The sequence below is a fragment of the Limosilactobacillus secaliphilus genome (assembly GCF_001437055.1).
GTDB lineage: Bacteria > Bacillota > Bacilli > Lactobacillales > Lactobacillaceae > Limosilactobacillus > Limosilactobacillus secaliphilus.
Genome location: NZ_JQBW01000004.1, coordinates 125386 through 145460 on the forward strand (window position 1 = coordinate 125386; position 20075 = coordinate 145460).

General features: G+C 47.0%; 15 protein-coding genes and 1 other RNA gene. 2 read left to right on the plus strand and 14 right to left on the minus strand.

Going from position 1 to position 20075, the window contains the following annotated elements; all coding sequences use genetic code 11:
- Positions 1 to 74: 74 nt before the first annotated feature.
- Genes IV45_RS00690 through IV45_RS00700 form a run of 3 tightly spaced genes read right to left on the minus strand, consistent with a single transcriptional unit; the run spans position 75 to position 3148 of the window.
- On the minus strand, positions 75 to 938 hold the full coding sequence (locus tag IV45_RS00690; protein WP_057739649.1) for a GRP family sugar transporter: 864 nt from the start codon (positions 936 to 938) through the stop codon (positions 75 to 77).
- Between the two features lie 15 nt (positions 939 to 953).
- A complete protein-coding gene (locus IV45_RS00695) occupies positions 954 to 2438 on the minus strand; it encodes a HAMP domain-containing sensor histidine kinase (RefSeq protein ID WP_057739651.1) in 1485 nt (494 codons plus the stop codon).
- The gene (locus tag IV45_RS00700; protein WP_057739653.1) at positions 2438 to 3148 is read right to left on the minus strand and encodes a response regulator transcription factor; all 711 of its coding nucleotides are present in this window, start codon (positions 3146 to 3148) and stop codon (positions 2438 to 2440) included. Before IV45_RS00700 ends, IV45_RS00695 begins: the two co-directional genes overlap by 1 nt.
- Before the next feature lie 129 nt (positions 3149 to 3277).
- Here IV45_RS00700 and ssrA point away from each other — a divergent pair.
- Positions 3278 to 3654, plus strand: a transfer-messenger RNA (tmRNA) gene (ssrA, locus tag IV45_RS07720).
- A gap of 658 nt (positions 3655 to 4312) precedes the next feature.
- On the opposite strand, the gene IV45_RS00705 is transcribed toward ssrA, so the two are convergent.
- The 5 genes from IV45_RS00705 to IV45_RS00725 form a co-directional block, all read right to left on the minus strand.
- Positions 4313 to 6229 (minus strand): collagen-binding domain-containing protein, encoded by a 1917-nt coding sequence (locus IV45_RS00705; protein ID WP_057739655.1) that lies wholly within the window; start codon positions 6227 to 6229, stop codon positions 4313 to 4315.
- Positions 6230 to 6972: 743 nt separating this feature from the next.
- A complete protein-coding gene (locus IV45_RS00710; RefSeq protein ID WP_057739657.1) occupies positions 6973 to 7287 on the minus strand; it encodes a metal-sulfur cluster assembly factor in 315 nt (104 codons plus the stop codon).
- 9 nt (positions 7288 to 7296) lie between these two features.
- Complete coding sequence (gene sdaAA / locus IV45_RS00715) at positions 7297 to 8181, minus strand: L-serine ammonia-lyase, iron-sulfur-dependent, subunit alpha (RefSeq protein ID WP_057739660.1); 885 nt, start codon at positions 8179 to 8181, stop codon at positions 7297 to 7299.
- Positions 8182 to 8190: 9 nt separating this feature from the next.
- Positions 8191 to 8853, minus strand: coding sequence for a serine dehydratase beta chain (locus tag IV45_RS00720; protein ID WP_057739662.1), 663 nt, complete (start codon positions 8851 to 8853; stop codon positions 8191 to 8193).
- A gap of 162 nt (positions 8854 to 9015) precedes the next feature.
- A complete protein-coding gene (locus IV45_RS00725; RefSeq protein ID WP_057739664.1) occupies positions 9016 to 9843 on the minus strand; it encodes an SDR family NAD(P)-dependent oxidoreductase in 828 nt (275 codons plus the stop codon).
- 280 nt (positions 9844 to 10123) lie between these two features.
- On the opposite strand from IV45_RS00725, the gene IV45_RS00730 reads away from it, so the two are divergent.
- A complete protein-coding gene (locus IV45_RS00730) occupies positions 10124 to 11458 on the plus strand; it encodes an APC family permease (RefSeq protein ID WP_057739666.1) in 1335 nt (444 codons plus the stop codon).
- 56 nt (positions 11459 to 11514) lie between these two features.
- Here the strand turns inward: IV45_RS00730 and IV45_RS00735 are convergent, their stop codons facing one another.
- From IV45_RS00735 to glmS, 6 genes are all read right to left on the minus strand, one after another.
- Positions 11515 to 13884 (minus strand): HAD-IC family P-type ATPase, encoded by a 2370-nt coding sequence (locus IV45_RS00735; RefSeq protein WP_057739668.1) that lies wholly within the window; start codon positions 13882 to 13884, stop codon positions 11515 to 11517.
- Between the two features lie 108 nt (positions 13885 to 13992).
- A complete protein-coding gene (gene apf / locus IV45_RS00740; protein ID WP_057739670.1) occupies positions 13993 to 14577 on the minus strand; it encodes an aggregation-promoting factor in 585 nt (194 codons plus the stop codon).
- A gap of 330 nt (positions 14578 to 14907) precedes the next feature.
- Positions 14908 to 15720, minus strand: a complete 813-nt coding sequence (locus tag IV45_RS00745; protein ID WP_057739671.1) for a Cof-type HAD-IIB family hydrolase — start codon at positions 15718 to 15720, stop codon at positions 14908 to 14910.
- 4 nt (positions 15721 to 15724) lie between these two features.
- Positions 15725 to 17581, minus strand: a complete 1857-nt coding sequence (locus IV45_RS00750) for an acyltransferase family protein (RefSeq protein WP_057739673.1) — start codon at positions 17579 to 17581, stop codon at positions 15725 to 15727.
- Positions 17582 to 17741: 160 nt separating this feature from the next.
- Positions 17742 to 18053, minus strand: a complete 312-nt coding sequence (locus tag IV45_RS00755; protein WP_057739675.1) for a hypothetical protein — start codon at positions 18051 to 18053, stop codon at positions 17742 to 17744.
- Between the two features lie 201 nt (positions 18054 to 18254).
- Positions 18255 to 20072, minus strand: coding sequence for a glutamine--fructose-6-phosphate transaminase (isomerizing) (gene glmS / locus IV45_RS00760; RefSeq protein ID WP_057739676.1), 1818 nt, complete (start codon positions 20070 to 20072; stop codon positions 18255 to 18257).
- Positions 20073 to 20075 lie beyond the last annotated feature (3 nt).

Genomic DNA, 20075 nt, shown 5'->3' on the forward strand with positions numbered 1-20075 from the left:
ATTTGTTAAACCTAAAACAAATGATAGCCTTTTCTGAATACCTTTTCAACACAAATAATTCCATAAATGTTCGTCTATTTTGCAAATGTCGTGGCAATTGCCCCAGCAATGATCAGTACTAAACCAATTAACGTGCACCACATTTCAAAAGTATCCTTCTTTTCATGCAAAATCAGGACACCACCGAGCGTTGCCACTAATACGTTTAATTGCGAGAAGATGAAGGCGGTTGTCACACCCAATTGTTGAGCAACGACGATGTAGGCAAAGGTACCGATTCCCCATGAAAAGCCAGCAGTGATGTTGGTATACTGGGCCTTTTGCTTGAACGGAGTCAGCCCTTCAGTACACAACTGATAAATGGCAATGCCACCGAAAATACCGAGTGCCTCGGGCAGCAAAATGGCCACTGAAGAGGTATGGGCCAAGATAGGGAATTTCGGCAAGGCAGAATACAGCAGATAGCCAGACGTCGTGACCAGCAAGAACAAGAGGTCTTTTAACTTAACTCTTTGATCTTCGCCACGGTCAGTCGCGGAGGTCAATGCCGAACCAATGATGACCAGAATCAGGGCAATGAAACCAATGATGATTGATTGCCGTCCCTGCCACTCATGAAAGATAAAGGCACCAATCAGGGTATTACCAACTAATTGCAAGCCGGTCGAAATAGGAACCGCCTTTGAAACCCCAATCCGCTTCATCGAAACAAACTGACCCAGTTGCCCGATTGGCCAGCAGACTCCGGTCAATAGGGCAACTAGAAAGATCAACGGGCTGATCGTCGGTTTAACAATCAACGTCGCAATAATGGCGACCACGACCGTCCCTAACCCTAGACCGAATACTTGATTGGTAGCTGACCCACCTGTCTTCGTGACAATAATGGGGTTAATCCCCCAAAAGATTGCGGGAACCAAAACCAACAATAAATTCATGTGTCTCTCCTCTCACTAATTCTCCTTCTTGTCATGATCATGACCCCGATCAGGGAAGAAGACCGTAAACGTGGAGCCATGATGCGGTCGACTTTGCACATTGATTGTGCCATGGTGCAATTCTACCAGCTTTTTGACCAAGGACATGCCAATGCCGGATTCACCATACTTAGTACTCATCCGCGAACGATCCGCCTTATAGAAGCGCTCAAAGATTTTGCTGATCTGGTTTTTCGTCATCCCAATGCCCGTGTCTTCAACCTTAAACTCAGCACCATTCGGCAAACGACGGCCACTAATTTTAATTGTACCCTTATCTGTAAACTGGATGGCATTCTGAATGATATTAAACATGATTTGGACAAAATGATCTTGGTCGGCAAATACCCGCAGCGGGTGGGGCACATCGATTGTCAATTGATCGCCCTTCTCTTTAGCCAACGAACCCAACTGATCCTTCACATTCTTCAACGATGGGCCGGCATCAAAGGTCTCACGGTTCATCTTAATCTGATTAGTCCGCAAACGTTCGTAGCTCAGGTTATCGTTGACCAGTCGAATCAACCGTTTGGTATCCTTTTGCATCAACTCTAAGCTATGACGACGCTCTTCCTGCGGGATGGCATCATAGATCAAGCCCTCCAACAGGCCATTGATCGTGGTCAACGGTGTCCGCATTTCGTGAGCGGCATTCGCCAAGAATTGCTTACGCCGTTCCTCCTCACGTCGAATATCTTCCTGCGACGAGCGCAAGGAAGCCGCCATGATGTTGAAATTATCGCTCAGGTTATCCAATTCGTCTTTGCTACCCTTGCTTGGCAGGTGAACATCATAATCGCCCTTTGCAATCGACTTGGTTGCTAAATCCATTTGATCGATTCGTTTCGTCATCGAGCGTGCCAGCAAGAGGCTGAATATCAAGGCCACGATAATCGCCAACAAAAAGGCCAGCAGCAGATTTTGAAAAATTGTTTGATACTGCTGCTTCATCGTGGAAACAAAAGTACCGATCGAAACGACCGCCACCAGCTTTTTGTTGAAGAAATACGGTTTAATCAGGACCGTCAGCTGTGGTGCTTCCAGATTATGCTGTTTTTGTTGCAAAACTTCTGGATCCGGGTATGCCAACTGCTTTTTCAGCGATTTTCCTTGGCGCAGCTGCTTCCAATCACTCTTCGAAATACCAGGTGCAAAGCCTCGACTGTTATCATAACGCCGGTGTCCAGAACCATCATAGACGGCAAAATTGACATTCTGGCGGGACAACAAACGGGATTTCGAATCGATCGCCTGCTCCTCAAAACCCACAATCTGATTGTTCTTCCGGTCAATTAAAATTTCGTTGTCCTGAATCAGACTGTCAGCGTACTGATTGAGCTCATTGAAGGTGTGCTGATACATTGTGCGATTAGTGACACTAATAAAAGAAATGGCCATGATGGCTACTAAAACAACCATCACTGCCATAAAACTTAGCATTTGTTTCCAAATTAGGCGCATTATGCGTTAACCTCGTCATCGTCAAATTTGTAGCCGACACCCCAGACTGTCTGGATCAGTTCGCCACTCTTGCCTAGCTTCTGCCGCAGTTTCTTGATGTGGGCATCGACCGTGCGTTCATCACCATAATATTCATAGTTCCAAACTAATTGCAATAACTGTTCACGACTGAAAACCTGTTTGGGCTTGGCAGCCAAGGTCTTCAACAGGTCAAACTCTTTAGGTGTCAGATCAGAAATCTGCTTATCATCGACATAGACTTCTCGGGTCTTTGTGTTTAGCCGCAAATGCTTCGTCTGCACGTCCGAACTGGATTTCGCAGGCGCCGTTGTGACCGTCGTCTGCATCTTTGTCCGCCGGTGCAGGGCCTTAATGCGGGCAATTAAAGTCAGCGGACTAAATGGTTTGGTGACATAATCGTCAGCACCCATTTCGAGGCCCAGCACCTGGTCACTCTCTGTATCCCGCGCCGTCAGCATGATCAGCGGCACGGTTGGTGACTGTTGACGAATCTCAGCGGCTACCTGCATCCCATCTTTCTTGGGCAGGTTTAAGTCTAACAAAACCAAGTCCCAATCCTGACCAGCAGCGAACTGCTTAACTGCGGCCTCACCATCGTAGGCAAACTCAACTTGCCAGTTTTCCTTCTTGAAGAACATCCCCATCATTTCACAAACGGAATGGTTATCTTCAACCATTAGGATCTTCATTGCTTCACCCCCCTAAAGCAAACACAACATTGACATTATAAAACAGATTGATTTAAACATTATGACGTAAGTGTGAAGTTTCTTTTACTATGAGATATATTTATGATCTGTTATAATTTAGAATGTAACGGGGATGTTTTTTTGGATTCGACGGGTATAGGTCGAATTCCGACTGCACTTCGAAGGTTGCGTCTTCGTAAAAACGCTCAGTTTTCAAATTATAACTGCAAACAATAATTCTAGAGCTTACGCATACGCTGCCTAACAAGTAAGCGTGCGTAAATCCGGCCGAGCTAGTCCATGGCGCGTTACCGGGTTTCATATTTAGTGGACTACGTTTTACCCTCCCGTTTGAAGAGTAAAAAAGAGATCAATCAAACTAGTCAGTCATGGTTGCCTTGATTAGCGGCGTTTTGCCTGATGAATCTTAAATAGTTAATCTACGAGTGTAGAGGTTGGAATGGCGATATATTCGGACACGGGTTCGACTCCCGTCATCTCCATTTTTGGGGCTTCAATTGTTTTCATAGTTCGATAGGCGTTGATATATCAGCATTCGTAATTATATAAAGGACTGAAAAAGCGATTGAAAACAATTCTGCAGAAAAATTGCGGAAAGGCTTCATTTCTTCTTCCCCCCAGCGTGGCTGCCCGGTTTTCGGGTGGTTTTTTTGTCCAAAAGGCTGATTTTTCAATAGTCCTTTATAGCAAAATATTCTAAATTACTGCTAGTGTACAAGACAGTTGGAGTATGCTTTCTTTAATCGGCAACATAGGACGTGGGTAATTACAAACAATGGAAACGCTGGACAGCCTCTTTAACATATTGAGACATAGTGAGCTGGTTTATGCAGCTGTTTCTAATATAATCATAAAGGAAAAAGGCGCTAGGTGGTGCCAGCACCTAGCGTCCAATGGTCTACTCAAAATGTGTAGACACTTGCTCTATCTTGCGCTTTGTAGTCCATCTACGTTTTGGATAGATTCATGACTTTCTATCTCTTACCTAACTATCATACACGTATAACGCAATAATTAAGCCGTTAGTCATTAATGAACCAACGGCCTTTTTTAACTATGAATATTCATCACTTAACAGCTATTAATCTCATTCAAGCGACCTCAACCACTTGAGATGTTGCACAATATTCTTGTCTGCCATTGTTACCTTTTACGAGCTAAAGCTGGCATCCAAAGAATACTCAGTAAGCCTAGTAACGACCACACATCAGTATGCTGATTACCAGTTTGTGGTAACCCAGTGGACTTTGAAACTTGGTTGCGTTGCGATGAATGTGTTTGAGTGTCCAGCCGGGAAAATGCATCTTGACCATGGATTTCATCAGGGGTTGAAAATGGCGCTGGGTCATCTGAACCAGATTGTGGATCATTCATACCGGGAGTTTTAGAATGCTGATCCTTTGCCACTGACGTCACTGGCTGTGGGTTATCCGTGCTTGACGTTACTGGCTTATCATCTGTCCCTAGTGCCACCGGCTGTAGATTCTCCGTACGTGGCGTGACTGGCTGCTGATCCTCCGCACTTGGTGTTACAGGTTGCGGATTCTCTGCCCTTGGTGTTACTGACTGTGAGTTATCTGTGTCAGGCGTAACATGATAGCTGTGGTTATCATCGAAATAATCTACAGGATAAAATGGATGGTCCGCTTTCGGCGTATGGTGGTTAGAACCATCTGAAGTGGGACCATCGTTCTCACTATCAGTATCACCCCTTGGTGTTAACGGTTGTGGATCGTCCGTGCCTGGTGTTACAGGCTGTAGATTCTCTGTCTTTGGTGTTACTGGCTGTGAGTTATCCGTGTCCGGGGTGACATGATAGCCGTGGTTATCATCGAAATAATCTACAGGATAAAATGGATGGCCTTCTTGCGGCGTATGGTGGTCAGAACTATCTGAAGTAGGATCATTTTCGTCACTATTATCATTACCTTTTGGTATTACAGGCTGAGGTATTGGCTGTGGAGTGGCCAGATCCCAGCGATGAGATTCACCACCACGAACATTGACCTGCTGTCCAATCAGGTTGCCATCCGCATTCACGTTCACGTTGATTTCAGCATACGGTGCCAAAACACTACCCAATAGATAACCACTGTTAATGTTTAATTGACGCAACCGGCCGAAATCCCATAACACCTGGTTAGGTTTTGTATGATTCTCTGTCGGATTTATTTGACTACCATCATCATAAATCAGTTTGCTTTGGGTGTTCCAGTCAAGCTTATCACCATTAACGCTCACATTAATAACCAACACTGGGGCGTTTTGATCGCTACCCAACCCCTTAATCATGATTGGCTGTGGCGCACTCAAATATACAGCCGGTACGTTGATATAAATAATGTCTTGAGCATCCGGTTCGGCATCGCTGATATCAATCCAACGATTATTCTGGTCACCATCCAAATGAAGCTTTACCTGTTGATTGGCTTGCTTGGCCGCAAACTGCTTCGACAAATTTTTCAGATGGTCCAATTCCTCATCTATATCAATGGGCTGCCCGGGATGAACATCACTTGGATTTAAATGATCCATTCGCTTGCCATTTACATAAACACGGTCTTCTTTAATTTCATAATTAACGTTCTGACCAAACACTACATAGTTATGCGAATGGCGAAAAGCATTGGCACCCATATCATCAACCTTGCCAATATAGTAAGTATCTTCTGAACCATGATTGTCATTGTTATCGCGAGTACCGAATTCTGGACCCTGCTGGTACTCCTTAGCTGCCATATTGCCGTTACAGTCTGCATTCAAGCTGACCTTGCCAGCAAAAATATGGAAGCCGTCACTAATCCCAATTGGGTTCTTTGAGGTTTGATCTTTCAATCTTTGAAAATGCTGATCGGTAGCTGAAGTAGGAGAAGACAACTGCTTTTCGGATTTGACAGGGGCATCGCTAGTATCCAACGACTGAGTCACAGTTGCAGCAGCTTGAGCATTGTCTGCCTTAACCACAGTCTGCCAGCTCATCACGGACAGACTTGCAATCGTGATCAGGCAGGTTAACCACAATTTGCCAGATTTATACAGTTTATAATGTGTCTTTTTCATTGCTAATAACATCCTCCAGTGATTAAAAACATTTATTAATTATTCACTATTACAGTTATTGAGCAACAGCTAAGTAATCTACCACTTTCAAATGTTATATTAGCTATCAATTTTTTCGATTTTACAAAGAGCGTTAATCGCTAACCACGTTGCTTTATATAATGTTTTAGTATTAAATACGTTATTTAATCCACCAAAATAAGAGCCTATTTATCGATAAATATACCGTGCGATGAAACCCACTGACTCTATTTTTTCAGTGAGTTATCATTAAATATTAAGTATCGTGTTTTAGCGTTTTAATTAGTTACGTTTGCTGTAATCCCAACGTTTACATCAACATTTGCTGCTTTTAAGATTAGATAAATTAAAATATTTTATTGACGTGCCCATATAATAAGCTTGTTAAGCTAAATTATCTCCTTAACCAATGATCAGTCAACTTCCTCTGTAGAATTGTTTAATTTCTTGTTGCTATTAATTAAGAGCCGTAGAATAAGTATTCCATCACTAATAATTTTATTAATTTATGTTATCTTATCGCATATATTTGCTGTCCCATTCGGTGGCCAAAGCAAATTAAAAAGATTTAATTTAAGGCAAAAGGCCCTAGCGGTAACTCATATAATATGAAATAACCCCCATAATTGGATGAAACAATCCAACTATAGGGGTTCACTTCAAAAAATAGCTTTTATATTATCTGAGGTTAAAAGTAATTGCAGGAAAGCTGATTACTATTCTCAAGAAACCCCTAAAGTCAGTTTTGCGGCCGTACTCATGCGGTCACGGGTCCAACGCGGGTGCGTGATAAATTCAACATCGACGTTCTTGACTTCTGGAACCTTCATCACGGCGTCCTTAACCATCCGTGCTAGTTGACCAGTGATGGGACAACCTAAGATCTCCAAAATTAATTCAATCAAGCAAATTCCATTTTCATCGAGGTCAATGGTTTCCACAAAACCCATATTCACTATATCAACCCCGAGTTCAGGGTCTACGACTGTCGATAACTGCTTCACGATATCGGCTTTAATGGTCTTTGCGTCACGCATGGCAACCACCTACTTAACGTCTTTACCGAAGATCTTTGCCCGGATCCGTTGACCAGTTGGGGTACCGGCCAAACCGCCCATTCCAGTTTCACGCAGAGAAGACGGCAGGTTGCGGCCCACCTTATCCATTGCTTGAATGCACTCGTCAGCGGGAATCAAACTTGTACAGCCAGCCAATGCTAGGTCGGCTGCAACCAGAGCATTCGCTGTCCCAATGGCATTGCGCTTGACACATGGCACTTCCACCAAACCGGCAATCGGGTCACAAACCAAGCCCAACAAGTTGCTGATGGCAATCGACAAAGCTTCAGCACTCTGCTGCGGCGTGCCACCAGCAGCCTCAACAGCGGCAGCGGCAGCCATTGCGGACGCGCTGCCAACTTCCGCTTGACAACCACCAGTTGCCCCGGCGATGTTGGCGTGATTAGCAATGACTAGGCCAAAGCCCCCAGCAGTAAAGAGGAAGTTGACCAACTGTTCTTCGCTCAGGTGAAGACGATCTTCAAGAGCCGCAATCACACCAGGCATGGTACCGGCCGAACCGGCAGTTGGGGTCGCGCAAATAACTCCCAGTGCCGCGTTGACTTCGTTGGTGGCCAAGGCTGCTTGAACGGCGCCCATCATGGTGTCACCGGACAATGACTTATGCTGTTCGCGATACTTCTTCACCTTGATGGCTTCACCACCAGTCAATCCCGTTGGTGAGTGGACCCCGGCGCCCGTCTCACCTTTCTTAACGGCTTGACGCATTGTATCCAGATTACGCTTCATCTTATTCCAGACGGCATCCCTTGAGACACCAGAATCGGCTACCTCAGCATCGATAATTAGTTGGCAAATCGGCTGCTTTTTCTTCTCCGCAGTCGTCACAATTTGTTTAATACTTTCGTACATATTATCAACCTACTTTAAAAAGACGATTCCTTTGTACTTCTTCTCTAGTTCAGCAATCTTTTCTGGTGACAGGTTCTTCAGCGTATCGAATTCGTACAGGTCACCAGTTGTGGCTTTCTTCTTCCGTTCCTTGAGCTGGCTGCCACCCATCAATTGCTCCTTCAACGCTTGGATTTGATGCAGGTTCTTATCCCGATCAAGGTACAGGACCATCGGCAGTGGGCCAGTTGGCGTTAATTCAACATTTTGGGCCTTAACGGAACGAATTTCGATGGCCCCGCCACCAACGGAACAGCCACCCACTGTGGTATGGTGACTGCCGTTTTCCATTTCCAAAATAGCGGTGTTCGGGTGGTGAATCGGGCTTGGCCCCTCTTCTTCAACGTAGCGGATATCGATACCCGCAGCCTTTGCCAACTGTGGCGCTTTCGGCACCCGTTTATCATCCGGCGCAAAACCCATAATACCGGCAGCAATCGCAAAGTCAGTACCGTGACCACGGTGAGTCTTAGCGAACGACTCATAGTAATGAACCGTGACCTTAGTCGGTACATCCTGAAAGATCACCCGGGCTGCCCGACCAATGGCAACTGCCCCGGCCGTATGTGAACTGGAAGGACCGACCATGATCGGCCCGATAATATCAAAGACACTCCGATAAATGCTTGACATAACGTACCTCCTAAATATATGAAAGCGCTTGATCCATTACAATTTTAACACTTTAATTGACAAATCAGTGCAAACACCAGACCTAATTAATCGCAAAGAAAAAGGACGATCGAAAGCGTCCTTCTCGTTCTGGGTTAATTATCTAAGGTTAACGGTGATAAATTAATGTTTCAAAATATCATGCATGTTCTTTTCGGGAACAAAGGAGTTGGTTGACCAGCCACCATCGATCACCAGGTCCGAACCAGTCATAAACTTGCTCTCGTCAGATGCCAGGTAGACAAAGGCATAGCCAATGTCATCTGGTTCACCTGCGTAAGGTGGCAGGTTGATCCGTCCCTTGTGCAAAGCGCCCATGGCTTCTTGTGAATGAATTCCTGAGTCTTCTACCATGCCGGTAAAGATTGGGCCTGGGTTGACGTTGTTTACCCGGATATTGTATTGAGCATACCATTGAGCGGCGTGCCGGGTCATTGCATCAACAGCACCTTTGGAAGCGGAATATGATACTGAGCCGGCGTCTGAATAACCACCCATCAATGCCGCTACGGACGACGTATTGATGATGGAACCTTTGCCCTTGCCGTCGTTGTTCTTCATCATTACGGGGATAACCTTCTTCATGCCCAGCCAAACACCCTTTGCGTTGACGTTCATGATGAAGTCCCAATCATCCTCGGAAGTTTCCAGCAAGCTCTTGGTAACATGGCTACCAGCATTGTTGACCAAAACGTCGATCGTACCGAACTGGTCTACCGTTTCGTCAACGACACGCTGCCAATCACCAGCATCCGCCACATTCAGCTTTTTAACGACGACTTTTCCGCCCGCATCGTTGAATGGCTTAACCTCTTTTTCCAACAGCTCGACACGGTGGCCAGTAGTAGCAACCACTTGTGCGCCTTCTGCAGCCATGAGTTTAACCCCGGAAAGACCAATGCCCCGCGAAGCTCCCGTAATCAATACTACCTTACCGTCTAAACGACCCATTTCATCATTTCCTTTCAATTACTAATCGTTGATAATTATAGGTGATTGTGAAATAAATAACAATTTTTATTTGATTGTTTTTATGCCGTAAAGAGAGAATTTATAGTATGATTATATGAGTACTTGAACAAGTCGCGCTATTTTGATCAACTGTTGACTTATTTGAATATGCAATGTGATGGTCAGATGGTCATCGCATTTTCTTTCATCAAGAGACTTGCAGTCAATTGACGCAAGCCTTTTTGTTGTGGATACTACTAAAAACAAAAGGAGTGAGATAATGACAAATCGACAAAGCAATGCCGTAGAACGGCAAATGGGTTTCTGGAGCATTGTCCTGTTCGGTATCAACGGGATCCTTGGCTCAGGAATCTTTCTGCTGCCCGGCAACGGTTACAAGCTGTTTGGCCCAGCCAGTCTGATTTCCTTAGCGGTCGATGCCGTCTTAGTTTTGATGATTGGGATGTGTTTCGCTGAATGTTCCGGTCTCTTTGATGAAACCGGTGGCGCCTACCTCTATGCCAAGACCGCCTTTGGCCCATTTGTGGGTTACGAAATTGGGTTGGTCACCTGGGCCATCCGGATCATTGCTGAAGGAACCTTATACGTCGGGATCGCCACTGCTGCTGCCAGCCTGTACAAGCCGTGGTCGACCCCGCTGGCGAAAAACATCATCGTAACCATCATCGGGATCATCATTATCGCCATCAACTGTACAGGGGTTAAGACACCGACGTTGATCAACGATATCATCACGGTGGCCAAGCTGACACCGATTTTGGCCATTGCCGTGATTGGGGTCTTCTTCATGCATCCGCATAACTTCTCGCCTTTCTTCCTGCCAGGCAGCACCCCCACCGGTTTTGCCCATGCAACCGTGACCCTCTTCTTCGTCTTCACTGGGGTTGAATCGCTGGTTATCACCGCCGGGAACATGAAGAACCCGGCCAAGAATCTGCCAAAGGCGCTCTTGCTGGTCATTGGGGTCGTTGCCCTGATCTACATGCTGGTCATGATTTCCTGTATCGGGATTCTCGGGCCTCAACTTGCCAAGACCAGTGTTCCCCTGCAAGATGCTGCTAGAGCTGTGGCTGGTCGAGTTGGTCAATCCGTTATCATCGTCGGTACCTTCCTATCGATGGGCGGGATTGCGCTGAACGCGTCATTCATCTCACCACGACTGGTTGCGTCCTTAGCCGACAACCGGCAAATGCCACTGGTCCTGGGCCGCGAAAGCAAGAAGGGTGCGCCAATCGTTGCCATTTTTGTTCACATTGCTTTGGTCCTGCTAGTTGCTTACTCCGGCAGTTACGAATCCTTAGTCAGCATCTCGGTGGTTTCACGTTTTGCCCAATACATTCCGACCTGCCTGGCCGTGATCGTCTTCCGCAAGACTATGAAAGACAAACCGCGTGAATTCAAGATTCCGGGCGGCTACACCATTCCGATCCTGGCGTTGATTGTTTCCGTCTGGCTCTTGGCACACACGCAGGCCTACCAACTCATTGCCGGCTTCGGTGCCTTAGTCATCATCCTGCCATTCTACTTCATTACCGGTCAACATAAACGCGACCAAAAGATGGAAGCAGAAGCCAAAAACAACGAGAATAAATAAAGAACGATAAATGCAAAAGCCTCGCCGATGTTAAATCAGCGAGGCTTTTTAGTTTCCTACAGTTTGAATTTATCCCACCAGCGAACGCCATGCTTGGGTTTGCGCTGCCAGTGTTGCCAACTCTGAGCAAAGTACTTGCACAGCCAGCGCACGTCAATCAGAACCGCCTCGGCTGCCAGCAAGAAGACCAAACCCAAGGCCAGCACGAGGAAGGATGGACGCACAAAGCGGAACAGTTCACCCATCAACGTTACCGCAGTAATGAAGCCCACCGCTGACACCAGGATGGTCAAGCCACGGATGATGGTCAACGGGCGCGACAGGTAGACCAGCATGACGATCCCGACGAAGGCCATGATGAAAGCCGATACGGTGGAAACATCTGCATTGCTCATGTGGAAAATGTTACCCACTACCATCAGCAGGCCAATCGCAAAGACGTCGACTAATGCGGCCGGAAAGGCGTTCCCTAAGACCGTCCGAATAAAGTGGCCCTTGATCCGGGAGTGGTCTGGTTCAAAAGTTAACAGGTAACCGGGAATCCCAATCATAAAGGCTGAGATCAGCGAAACCTGGGCACTGCGTAATGGATAAGTCATACTGGTGAAGACGGTGAGCAATGCCAGCAAGAATGAGAAGATATTCTTGATCAAGAACAGGCTTGCCGATCGCTGGATGTTGTTAACGGTCCGTCGTCCTTCATCGACAATCTGCGGCATCGTCGAAAAGTCAGACTTCAACAGGACAATCTGGGCAGCATTCATCGCCGCACTGGCTCCCGATGCCATTGCCACACTGCAATCGGCCGTCTTCATCGCTAAGATGTCGTTGACCCCGTCGCCAGTCATCGCCACGGTGTGACCCTGCGCCTGCAAAGCCTCGATCAGTTGCTTCTTTTGATCAGGGGTAACGCGGCCAAAGACGGTGTTCTCCTCCGCTGCCTTTTTGATGTCGTCATCTTTGATCGTGCGGGCATCGATGTAATGATCCGCCCCAGCAATGCCGGCCGCTTGTGCCACTGCCGCGACCGTTACCGGGTTGTCACCAGAAATGACCTTAATGTTCACATCTTGTTTGGCGAAAAACTTAAAGGTCGCAACAGCATTTTTGCGGACCGGGTTGTGCAGGATGATAAAGGCCAGTGGCTGAATCGCATGGGCAAAGTGGTCGCCGTCCATGTGGTCTTTGTAATGACCATACACCAGGACCCGGAAGCCCTTTTGCGAATATTGGTCGACCGTTGACTGATAGTTTGCGAACTGGTCCTGCAGCAGATTCTCTGGTGCCCCTAGCGCAACGGTATCATCGGCATACACAATGGCACTGTACTTATTGGCCGACTTAAACGGGATGATTCTTTGCGCCCTATCTAAGGTCACCTTCGGGAAATACGCCTGCAGGGCACGCATCGTTTCATTATCGGCACTGAACTGGTGGACGGTATTGCCAATCTCTTCGTACAGGTGGTCAACTGCATTCGTTTGGACCGGCACAATCTTCTTCACCTGCATGTCGGGTTCGGTGATAGTGCCCGTCTTATCAATGCACAAGGTGTCGACGCGCGACAGTTGTTCGATGCTATGCATGTTGTGCAATAACACTTTGCGGCAAGCCAGGCGGACTGCCGATGTAGCCAGGGCCACCGTTACCAAGAGGTACAGCCCCTCCGGAATCATGCCGATGATGGCCGCCACCATGCCGTTGATGGCCGCACTAAAGGTCAAGTGGTTGAATAACAAAGATTGGGCAACCATTATCAAGCCCAGCGGAATAATGATGATCCCGATCCATTTGACAATCCGGTCGATCGCCTTGACCATTTCACCTTGGTCTTCACGGACGGTACTTTTGGCCTTTTGTACCAGTTTAGCGGCATAGGTGTCGTTGCCAACTTTCACGACTTTCGCCATGCCGGACCCGCTAACGACGTAACTGCCGGACAGTAGTTGGTCACCAGATTGTTTAACGATTTCGTCGCTTTCACCGGTCAAAATGGATTCATTGACTGACATGTTCCCGCTGATCAATTCGGCATCAACGGAAATCTGGTCGCCGGCTTGGAGGTGGATCAAGTCGTCAATCACCAGCTGATCAACCCGGATCTGCTGTGCAGTTCCATCCCGGGTAACGATGACGCTGGGGACGCTCACAATTGTCAGCTTGCTCAGGGTTTTCTGCGAACGCACTTCTTGAAAGATCCCCATCAATGAGTTGGTGATGACCACCGGCAAGAACAAGAAATCACTGATCGTGAAGTGACCACCCAACAAAATCAGGATAGTGATCACCAAAAAGATCAGGTTGAAGTAGGTAAACACGTTTTCGTGAACGATTTGCCGGAAGGTCTTTTCCGGCCCTTGATCCTGCTGATTGACCTTTCCTTGCCGGATTCGCGTGTGGACTTGTTGTGCAGTTAATCCTTTCATCAGCGACCCTCCTTTTTTATTCATAGTTTAGCATAACCAGGATCATTACAAAAAGGCGTGACCACTACGATCACGCCTTAAATTTTGTATTTAGCTATTATTTAATTTTTAGTACCAACCATTGGCCATCCAGTGAGCCTGTGCAGCCGTCCAGGAACCGTAACGACTAGCCACGTATTGGTCGGCTACCCGGTCCTGGTTTTCAGGTGACAGATCACCATTCAGGTAGGACATATCCAGTTGGTAACGGCCATAGTAACGACCGTTTTGAGCAGTATAACTGCCGCCTGATTCACGCTGAGCGATCCATTCCTTAGCGGCTGCATCGCTGGCTGACAGGTTACTGTTACTACTATTGCTGTTATTGTTATTATTGTTGTTTTGAGCAGGTGCCTTTGATTGGCTTTGGTTATTCTTAACATCCTGCTTCGTAGCTGGCTTGATCTGGCCGTTACTCTTGATTAAAAGCTTATCGCCAACATGAATCATATTAATATCCTTAAGGTGGTTCTGGCTGGCCAGAGCATTAACTAAGCTACCATCGTGGTTGAACTTCTGCGAAATACTGTAAAGAGTATCGCCCTCTTTAACCGTGTAAATCGTGTCGGCGCTAGCAACAGCCGTGGCAGTGGAAATTCCCAATACAACTGCACCTAAAGTTGCGGACGCTTTGATTAAGTTCTTCTTTGACATGAATAAACCTTCCTTTTTCTAACCTAATATTTAATCTTTCCTTATCAACAATGCTTATGTTAGTGCGCCAGTGTTACCAGTAAGTAACAGGGACTTTGCTTTTTGCGCCTGCCAGCAGATATGTCTGTAACATAATGTAACAAAGCAATTCAGGCGTTGCGGTTTTCGACGAATAAATCGCTTCCAAACGTATTGGGATAAGGGTTCTTAGGCTAGCCTAAAGTTAGAAGTTAAGATTTAATAAAATTACTAAAAAAGAAGCAACCAATCGACATTTTCCGTTAAAAAAACATCGATTGATTGCTTAATTGCGTCTATTTGAGGCTTATATTACAGGATTGTTGCAAAGACTTTTCCCAGATAAACCGCTACACCATCGTCATCGTTGCTGGCAGTCAGGTGATCAGCGACTGCCTTGACCTCTGGCAAACCATTAGCCATGACCACCCCATCGGCAGCGGCTTTGGTCATGCCCAGATCGTTATCGGCATCCCCAAAGGTCATCAGATTGCTGAAGTCACTGTCAAAGTGGGCCAACAAGTGCTTCAAACCAACCGCCTTATCCACGCCTAATGGCAGGTATTCCAGGATATGCGGTTGTGACTGGACCACATTCTTCGTCTTTTTAATGGCTGCCGGGATCTGGGGAATGATCTTTTTCAGACGTTCCGGCTCGATTGCCATCACCATCTTAGCGTAAGGGTGGTCGCCATCGGGCAGGTCGGCGAACTTTTTGTCCACAAACTCGATGTGTTTAACGGTGCCTTTGTAAATTGACCGTGGCATGTCCATGATTTCATAAACCCGGTCAAAATCCAGCACGTCTAAAGAGTAGTTGTGTTCATGGGCAAATGCGAAAACATCTTTTAAGTCATCGTACTTAAAACCATTATGGTAAATCGTGTTCCGGCTGACATTGTTAATAACCAAGCCGCCATTGAAGTTGATGGTGTAGTCGTCTGGCTTGGTGAGGCCCAACTGTTCGATGTAATTCCAGATGGCGTTGATCGGCCGCCCCGTGCACAAAACCACGTGCATGCCCTGTTCATGCAGCTTACGCAGGACATCCGTGTTGCGGGGGCTGATCTGTTTCTGGCTATTTAACAGGGTATTATCCAAATCTAATGCAATGGTGTTAATCATAAGCCTACTCCTTTGCCAAAATCGTCTTCACAATCAAACGGGTAAACTGGGCATTTCCCTTCTCGTTCATGTGGACATTGTCATCCGCAAACCATTCACTGTGGTTTTCACTCTGGTCATGCCAGTCAACAACGTGCACATTGGAATGCTTCTTAGCGGCCCGCTTAATCTGGTGCGTCACTGTAGCTTCCCAACTCTTAGATGGGACGTGTGGCGTAATCCAGTAAATTTGGTGGCCGCTGCCGATTTCCTCGATGATGTCATTAACGGTGCTATTTGTCATTGGCCCATTAGTTCCTAAGTTCAAGACCACAATCTTGGACAGGTGGCCCTTAGCTTTCAAGTCCTTAATCACCGGTAATGCCTCACTGCCTTGCCGGCCAACCTTTGCGTCAACATAGGCGTTTGGCACTAATTCCTGGAGGTTCTTGGAAGCATCGACCATGACCGAGTCCCCAATCGCGGTCACATGCAGTTTCCGTGCTCTGGCAACCTGGCTGCTGGTCAAATCAAACTTCTTCTTTAAGGACTTGCTGTTGGTGGAAACCTTTGGCACTTTGCCTTCCGCCAACATCTTGTTGTGGGCCGTTACCGTACTATGGTTATGTTCAATCCGACTTTGAACGGCCGTCTTCTGTGGTGCCCGGTCAGGAGTTGTAAAGCCAGCCAGCGCCGTTAAGAAGACCAAGGAAGCGGGAACGATGGCCAACCACTGTTTCCAGCCACGGTGGCGGATGTCAAACCATTCCACGATGGTAATGGGCAGGTCCCGCCATGAGTAGTTATGCAATGGTTTTTCAATAAAGCGATATGACAATTCACTCACTCCTAAAATCAGTGCTAATTCGACCAAGCCATTCAGCCACGGGTGTGAGCCCACCTGGACGACCTTTTCATAAAAGATCATGACTGGTAGCTGGTAAACATAAATGCCGTAGGAACGTTTGCCGACCCAGGTAAAGACAGGGTTGGTGAGCCAGGTGTTCATATCGGATCCTGGGTGCACAATCGTAGCCACTAACACCATCCCAATCACGCTGTAGAAGAACATCCAGCCATGATAAGTCTGCGGGCTTTGGCCATTGAGGTGGAAGAAACTAAAGATCGTAATCAACAGTGCCGCCACGCCGACGCCATTCAACGACGCTCGCACACTCGGATTGGTGTTGGGGTTCAACCGTCCCTGCGGCCATACGAAGGCCAGCCAGGAGCCCAGCAACAGTGAGAAGGCCCGTGTGTCGGTTCCATAGTAAACCCGGTTCAGGTTTTGCGGGTCAAACAACTTGGCCATTTCAACGGCAGAGAGAATCGCCAATATTAAGACCAGCCATTGGCTAATGCGGCGGCCACAGAAGTGTAGCAGCAATAACAAAATCAACGGCCACAGGAGGTAGAACTGGGCTTCGACACCCAAAGTCCATAGGTGGGTAAACGGCGATTCACCACCAAAGCGGTCAAAGTAAGACTGACCAGGGCCAATCTCCCACCAGTTGTAGACCCACAACAGGTTGGTTAAAATCACCGCCCGGATCTGGTGCAGCAGCTGACGGGCGAACAATGTAATGTAGGCCGTCGTAAAGACCAGCATCGTCACCAAGACCGGATACAAACGGGTAAAGCGCCGCTCGTACAGGGCCTTGATATCGACGGTGTTGTGCTCCCAAGCCTTCAACAACTGGCCAGTGATAAAGTATCCCGACACAATCAAGAATAGCGGTACACCTAAAAAGCCGCCGACCATCACGTTGGGTAATAGGTGATAAATAATAACCCCAATTACCGCGATGGTCCGCAAGCCATCAATCCCCGTCACGTAATGATGACGAGGTCGCAACTGTTCTTCTTCAAAAGCCGGCCGCATTACCGATGATCCCCCTGTTACATTTGTAATGAAAATACCATTTTATTATAGCGATAAAACTGTTCAACGTATAGCCATATTAACCAAGAAATTAGACATAAAAAAGCGTAGCTGAAGTTACCAACAGCTTCAGTTACGCCATATTTAAATTATTAACTGACTAACCAGCATGGTTTTCAGCCATAATTTCTTTGACCACTTTTTCCATCTCGGGCGTCTTCTTCCATTCCTCGAAGTGGTCCATGGATTCATCCTGCATCGTGTAGTGATCATTGATGTATCGCTCGTACTTAATCACATTTTGTGAGTGCGGAATGTTCAATTTCAAGATCCGCACCTGTTTAATAAAACCACGTTCGGCAGCCAATTCTGCACGACCGTTATGAACCATGTTCCCGATCTCATAGTATTTGCTACCGTCATTGCGCGTGATTTCTTCAATTAAATCTAGTGTTCCTGGTTTATCTGCCACTATGTCTCACCTCGCAACCATTGTAACAAAAAATCACCGTCGATCGGGCGGTGATTGGCATAAGAGAGAAAGAGAATTGATTAGAAGGTATTTAGTACCTTATGCTTTTATACTAAACCCTTTTGTAAGCGCTGTCAATTCTTTCTCAAAAATGTGGTGTGCATGGAATCAATCCACAACACACCACCATTAAACTCTCAATTATTGAACCGTAACTGACTTGGCCAGGTTACGTGGCTTATCAACGTCCAGGCCCTTGCCCAGGCTGGTGTAGTAAGCCAACAATTGGGCTGGAATGACTGACAACAATGGAGTCAGCAATGGGTCACAGTCAGGAATAACCACCGTGTCATCTTCCTTGGCTAAGTGACGAGCCACAATCGTCAATGCATTAGAACCACGAGCCTGCGTTTCTTCCAGGTTGCTCCGGGTAAGACCAGCCGTCCGGTCCTGCGTGATGATTGCAATCACTGGGGTGCCCTTTTCAATCAAGGCAATCGTCCCGTGCTTCAATTCTCCAGAAGCAAATCCTTCCGCCTGAACGTAGGAAATTTCCTTCAGCTTCAAGGCTGCTTCCAGAGATACGGACCAGTCAATGCCCCGGCCAATGTAGAAGGCGTTGCGTGGCTGTGACAGGTAGTGACTTGCCAGTGCCTGGAAGTCATCCTTGCTGTCAATGATTGACTGCATACCATTGGCAATGCTGCCCAGCTGGTTCTTCAGGTCGAAGTTCTTAGCTTCGTCATAGTTTAGGTATTCACCCAAGGCCTTGGCTAAGATGGCTTCAACAGCGATTTGAGCGGTGTATCCCTTGGTTGAGGCAACGGCAATTTCCGGACCAGCATCCAAGAGCATCGTGTAAGTTGCTTCCCGTGACAAGGTCGACTTATCAACGTTGGTAATGGTCAAACTTGGCCAATGCTGTTCGTTAACGTGAACCAGCACTTCACGGCTATCGGCAGTTTCACCACTCTGCGTCAAGAAAATGAAGAATGGCTTCTTGGACAGCAGTGGGTGTTCATAAGCAAATTCAGATGAAATGTGGGCCGTCGTTGGGATCTTGGCCATCTTTTCAAACAACCGTGCCCCAACCAAACCGGCATGGTAACTGGTACCAGCACCAACGATGTAAATGTGGTCGGCGTTCTTCAAATCAGCCAGCAGCTTTTCGTCGACTTGTGGCTGGTCGCCATTGAAGTAGTGTTGAACCAGCTTACGCATTACGGCCGGCTGTTCGTTGATTTCCTTCAGCATGTAGAATGGGTAGCCGCCCTTACCAACAGCATCCGCATCCATGTCCACAGTAAAGGTGTCACGGTGCTTGATGTTACCGTCAAAGTCTTCGATGCTGATGTTGTCTGGCTTGACGATCACTAATTCATGATCTTCCAATTCCATGAAGCGGTTCGTCTGCTTCAGCATTGAGAGAGCATCAGACCCAACCATGTTGTAGCCATCGCAAACCCCAATCAGCAATGGGCTCTTGTTCTTAGCAACGAAGAGCGTGTCTGGCTGCTTGCGGTCCATTAAGACCATTGCGTAAGAAGAGTCTGGGCTGATCAGGCGCAGCATCTTCAACAGGGCTGACTTGGTGTCCATCTTGTATTCAACAACGAACTTGTCCACCAGGGCCACTAAGACTTCCGTATCAGTCTGGCTCTTGAATGGGTAGTTTTCCAGGTATTGATCCTTTAATTGTTGGTAGTTTTCAATCACACCGTTGTGGACAACGTAGAAACGATCATCCTTGGAGTATTGTGGGTGGGCGTTAGCTTCATTTGGTACCCCATGAGTTGCCCAGCGAGTGTGACCGATACCAGCACTACCGTGAACGTCAGGCGTAATGGCTGCTTCCAATTCACTAATCCGACCCGGACGCTTGACCAGGTAGTCATGACCATTTTGATCGTTAACATAGATTCCAGCTGAATCATAGCCACGGTATTCGAGTCGTTTGAGTCCCCCAATCAGAATCGAAACTGCGTCCTTATTTCCTGTCACACCAACAATTCCACACATATT

Excerpts from the sequence above, each read along its gene's own strand:
- IV45_RS00705 (WP_057739655.1), bottom strand. The coding sequence starts at position 6,229 with ATGAAAAAGACACATTATAAACTGTATAAATCTGGCAAATTGTGGTTA.
- apf (WP_057739670.1), bottom strand. The coding sequence starts at position 14,577 with ATGTCAAAGAAGAACTTAATCAAAGCGTCCGCAACTTTAGGTGCAGTT.
- IV45_RS00710 (WP_057739657.1), bottom strand. The coding sequence starts at position 7,287 with ATGCGTGACGCAAAGACCATTAAAGCCGATATCGTGAAGCAGTTATCG.
- IV45_RS00720 (WP_057739662.1), bottom strand. The coding sequence starts at position 8,853 with ATGTCAAGCATTTATCGGAGTGTCTTTGATATTATCGGGCCGATCATG.
- IV45_RS00750 (WP_057739673.1), bottom strand. The coding sequence starts at position 17,581 with ATGCGGCCGGCTTTTGAAGAAGAACAGTTGCGACCTCGTCATCATTAC.
- IV45_RS00700 (WP_057739653.1), bottom strand. The coding sequence starts at position 3,148 with ATGAAGATCCTAATGGTTGAAGATAACCATTCCGTTTGTGAAATGATG.
- IV45_RS00695 (WP_057739651.1), bottom strand. The coding sequence starts at position 2,438 with ATGCGCCTAATTTGGAAACAAATGCTAAGTTTTATGGCAGTGATGGTT.
- IV45_RS00690 (WP_057739649.1), bottom strand. The coding sequence starts at position 938 with ATGAATTTATTGTTGGTTTTGGTTCCCGCAATCTTTTGGGGGATTAAC.
- IV45_RS00725 (WP_057739664.1), bottom strand. The coding sequence starts at position 9,843 with ATGGGTCGTTTAGACGGTAAGGTAGTATTGATTACGGGAGCTTCGCGG.
- IV45_RS00745 (WP_057739671.1), bottom strand. The coding sequence starts at position 15,720 with ATGATTAACACCATTGCATTAGATTTGGATAATACCCTGTTAAATAGC.
- IV45_RS00730 (WP_057739666.1), top strand. The coding sequence starts at position 10,124 with ATGACAAATCGACAAAGCAATGCCGTAGAACGGCAAATGGGTTTCTGG.
- glmS (WP_057739676.1), bottom strand. The coding sequence starts at position 20,072 with ATGTGTGGAATTGTTGGTGTGACAGGAAATAAGGACGCAGTTTCGATT.
- IV45_RS00735 (WP_057739668.1), bottom strand. The coding sequence starts at position 13,884 with ATGAAAGGATTAACTGCACAACAAGTCCACACGCGAATCCGGCAAGGA.
- sdaAA (WP_057739660.1), bottom strand. The coding sequence starts at position 8,181 with ATGTACGAAAGTATTAAACAAATTGTGACGACTGCGGAGAAGAAAAAG.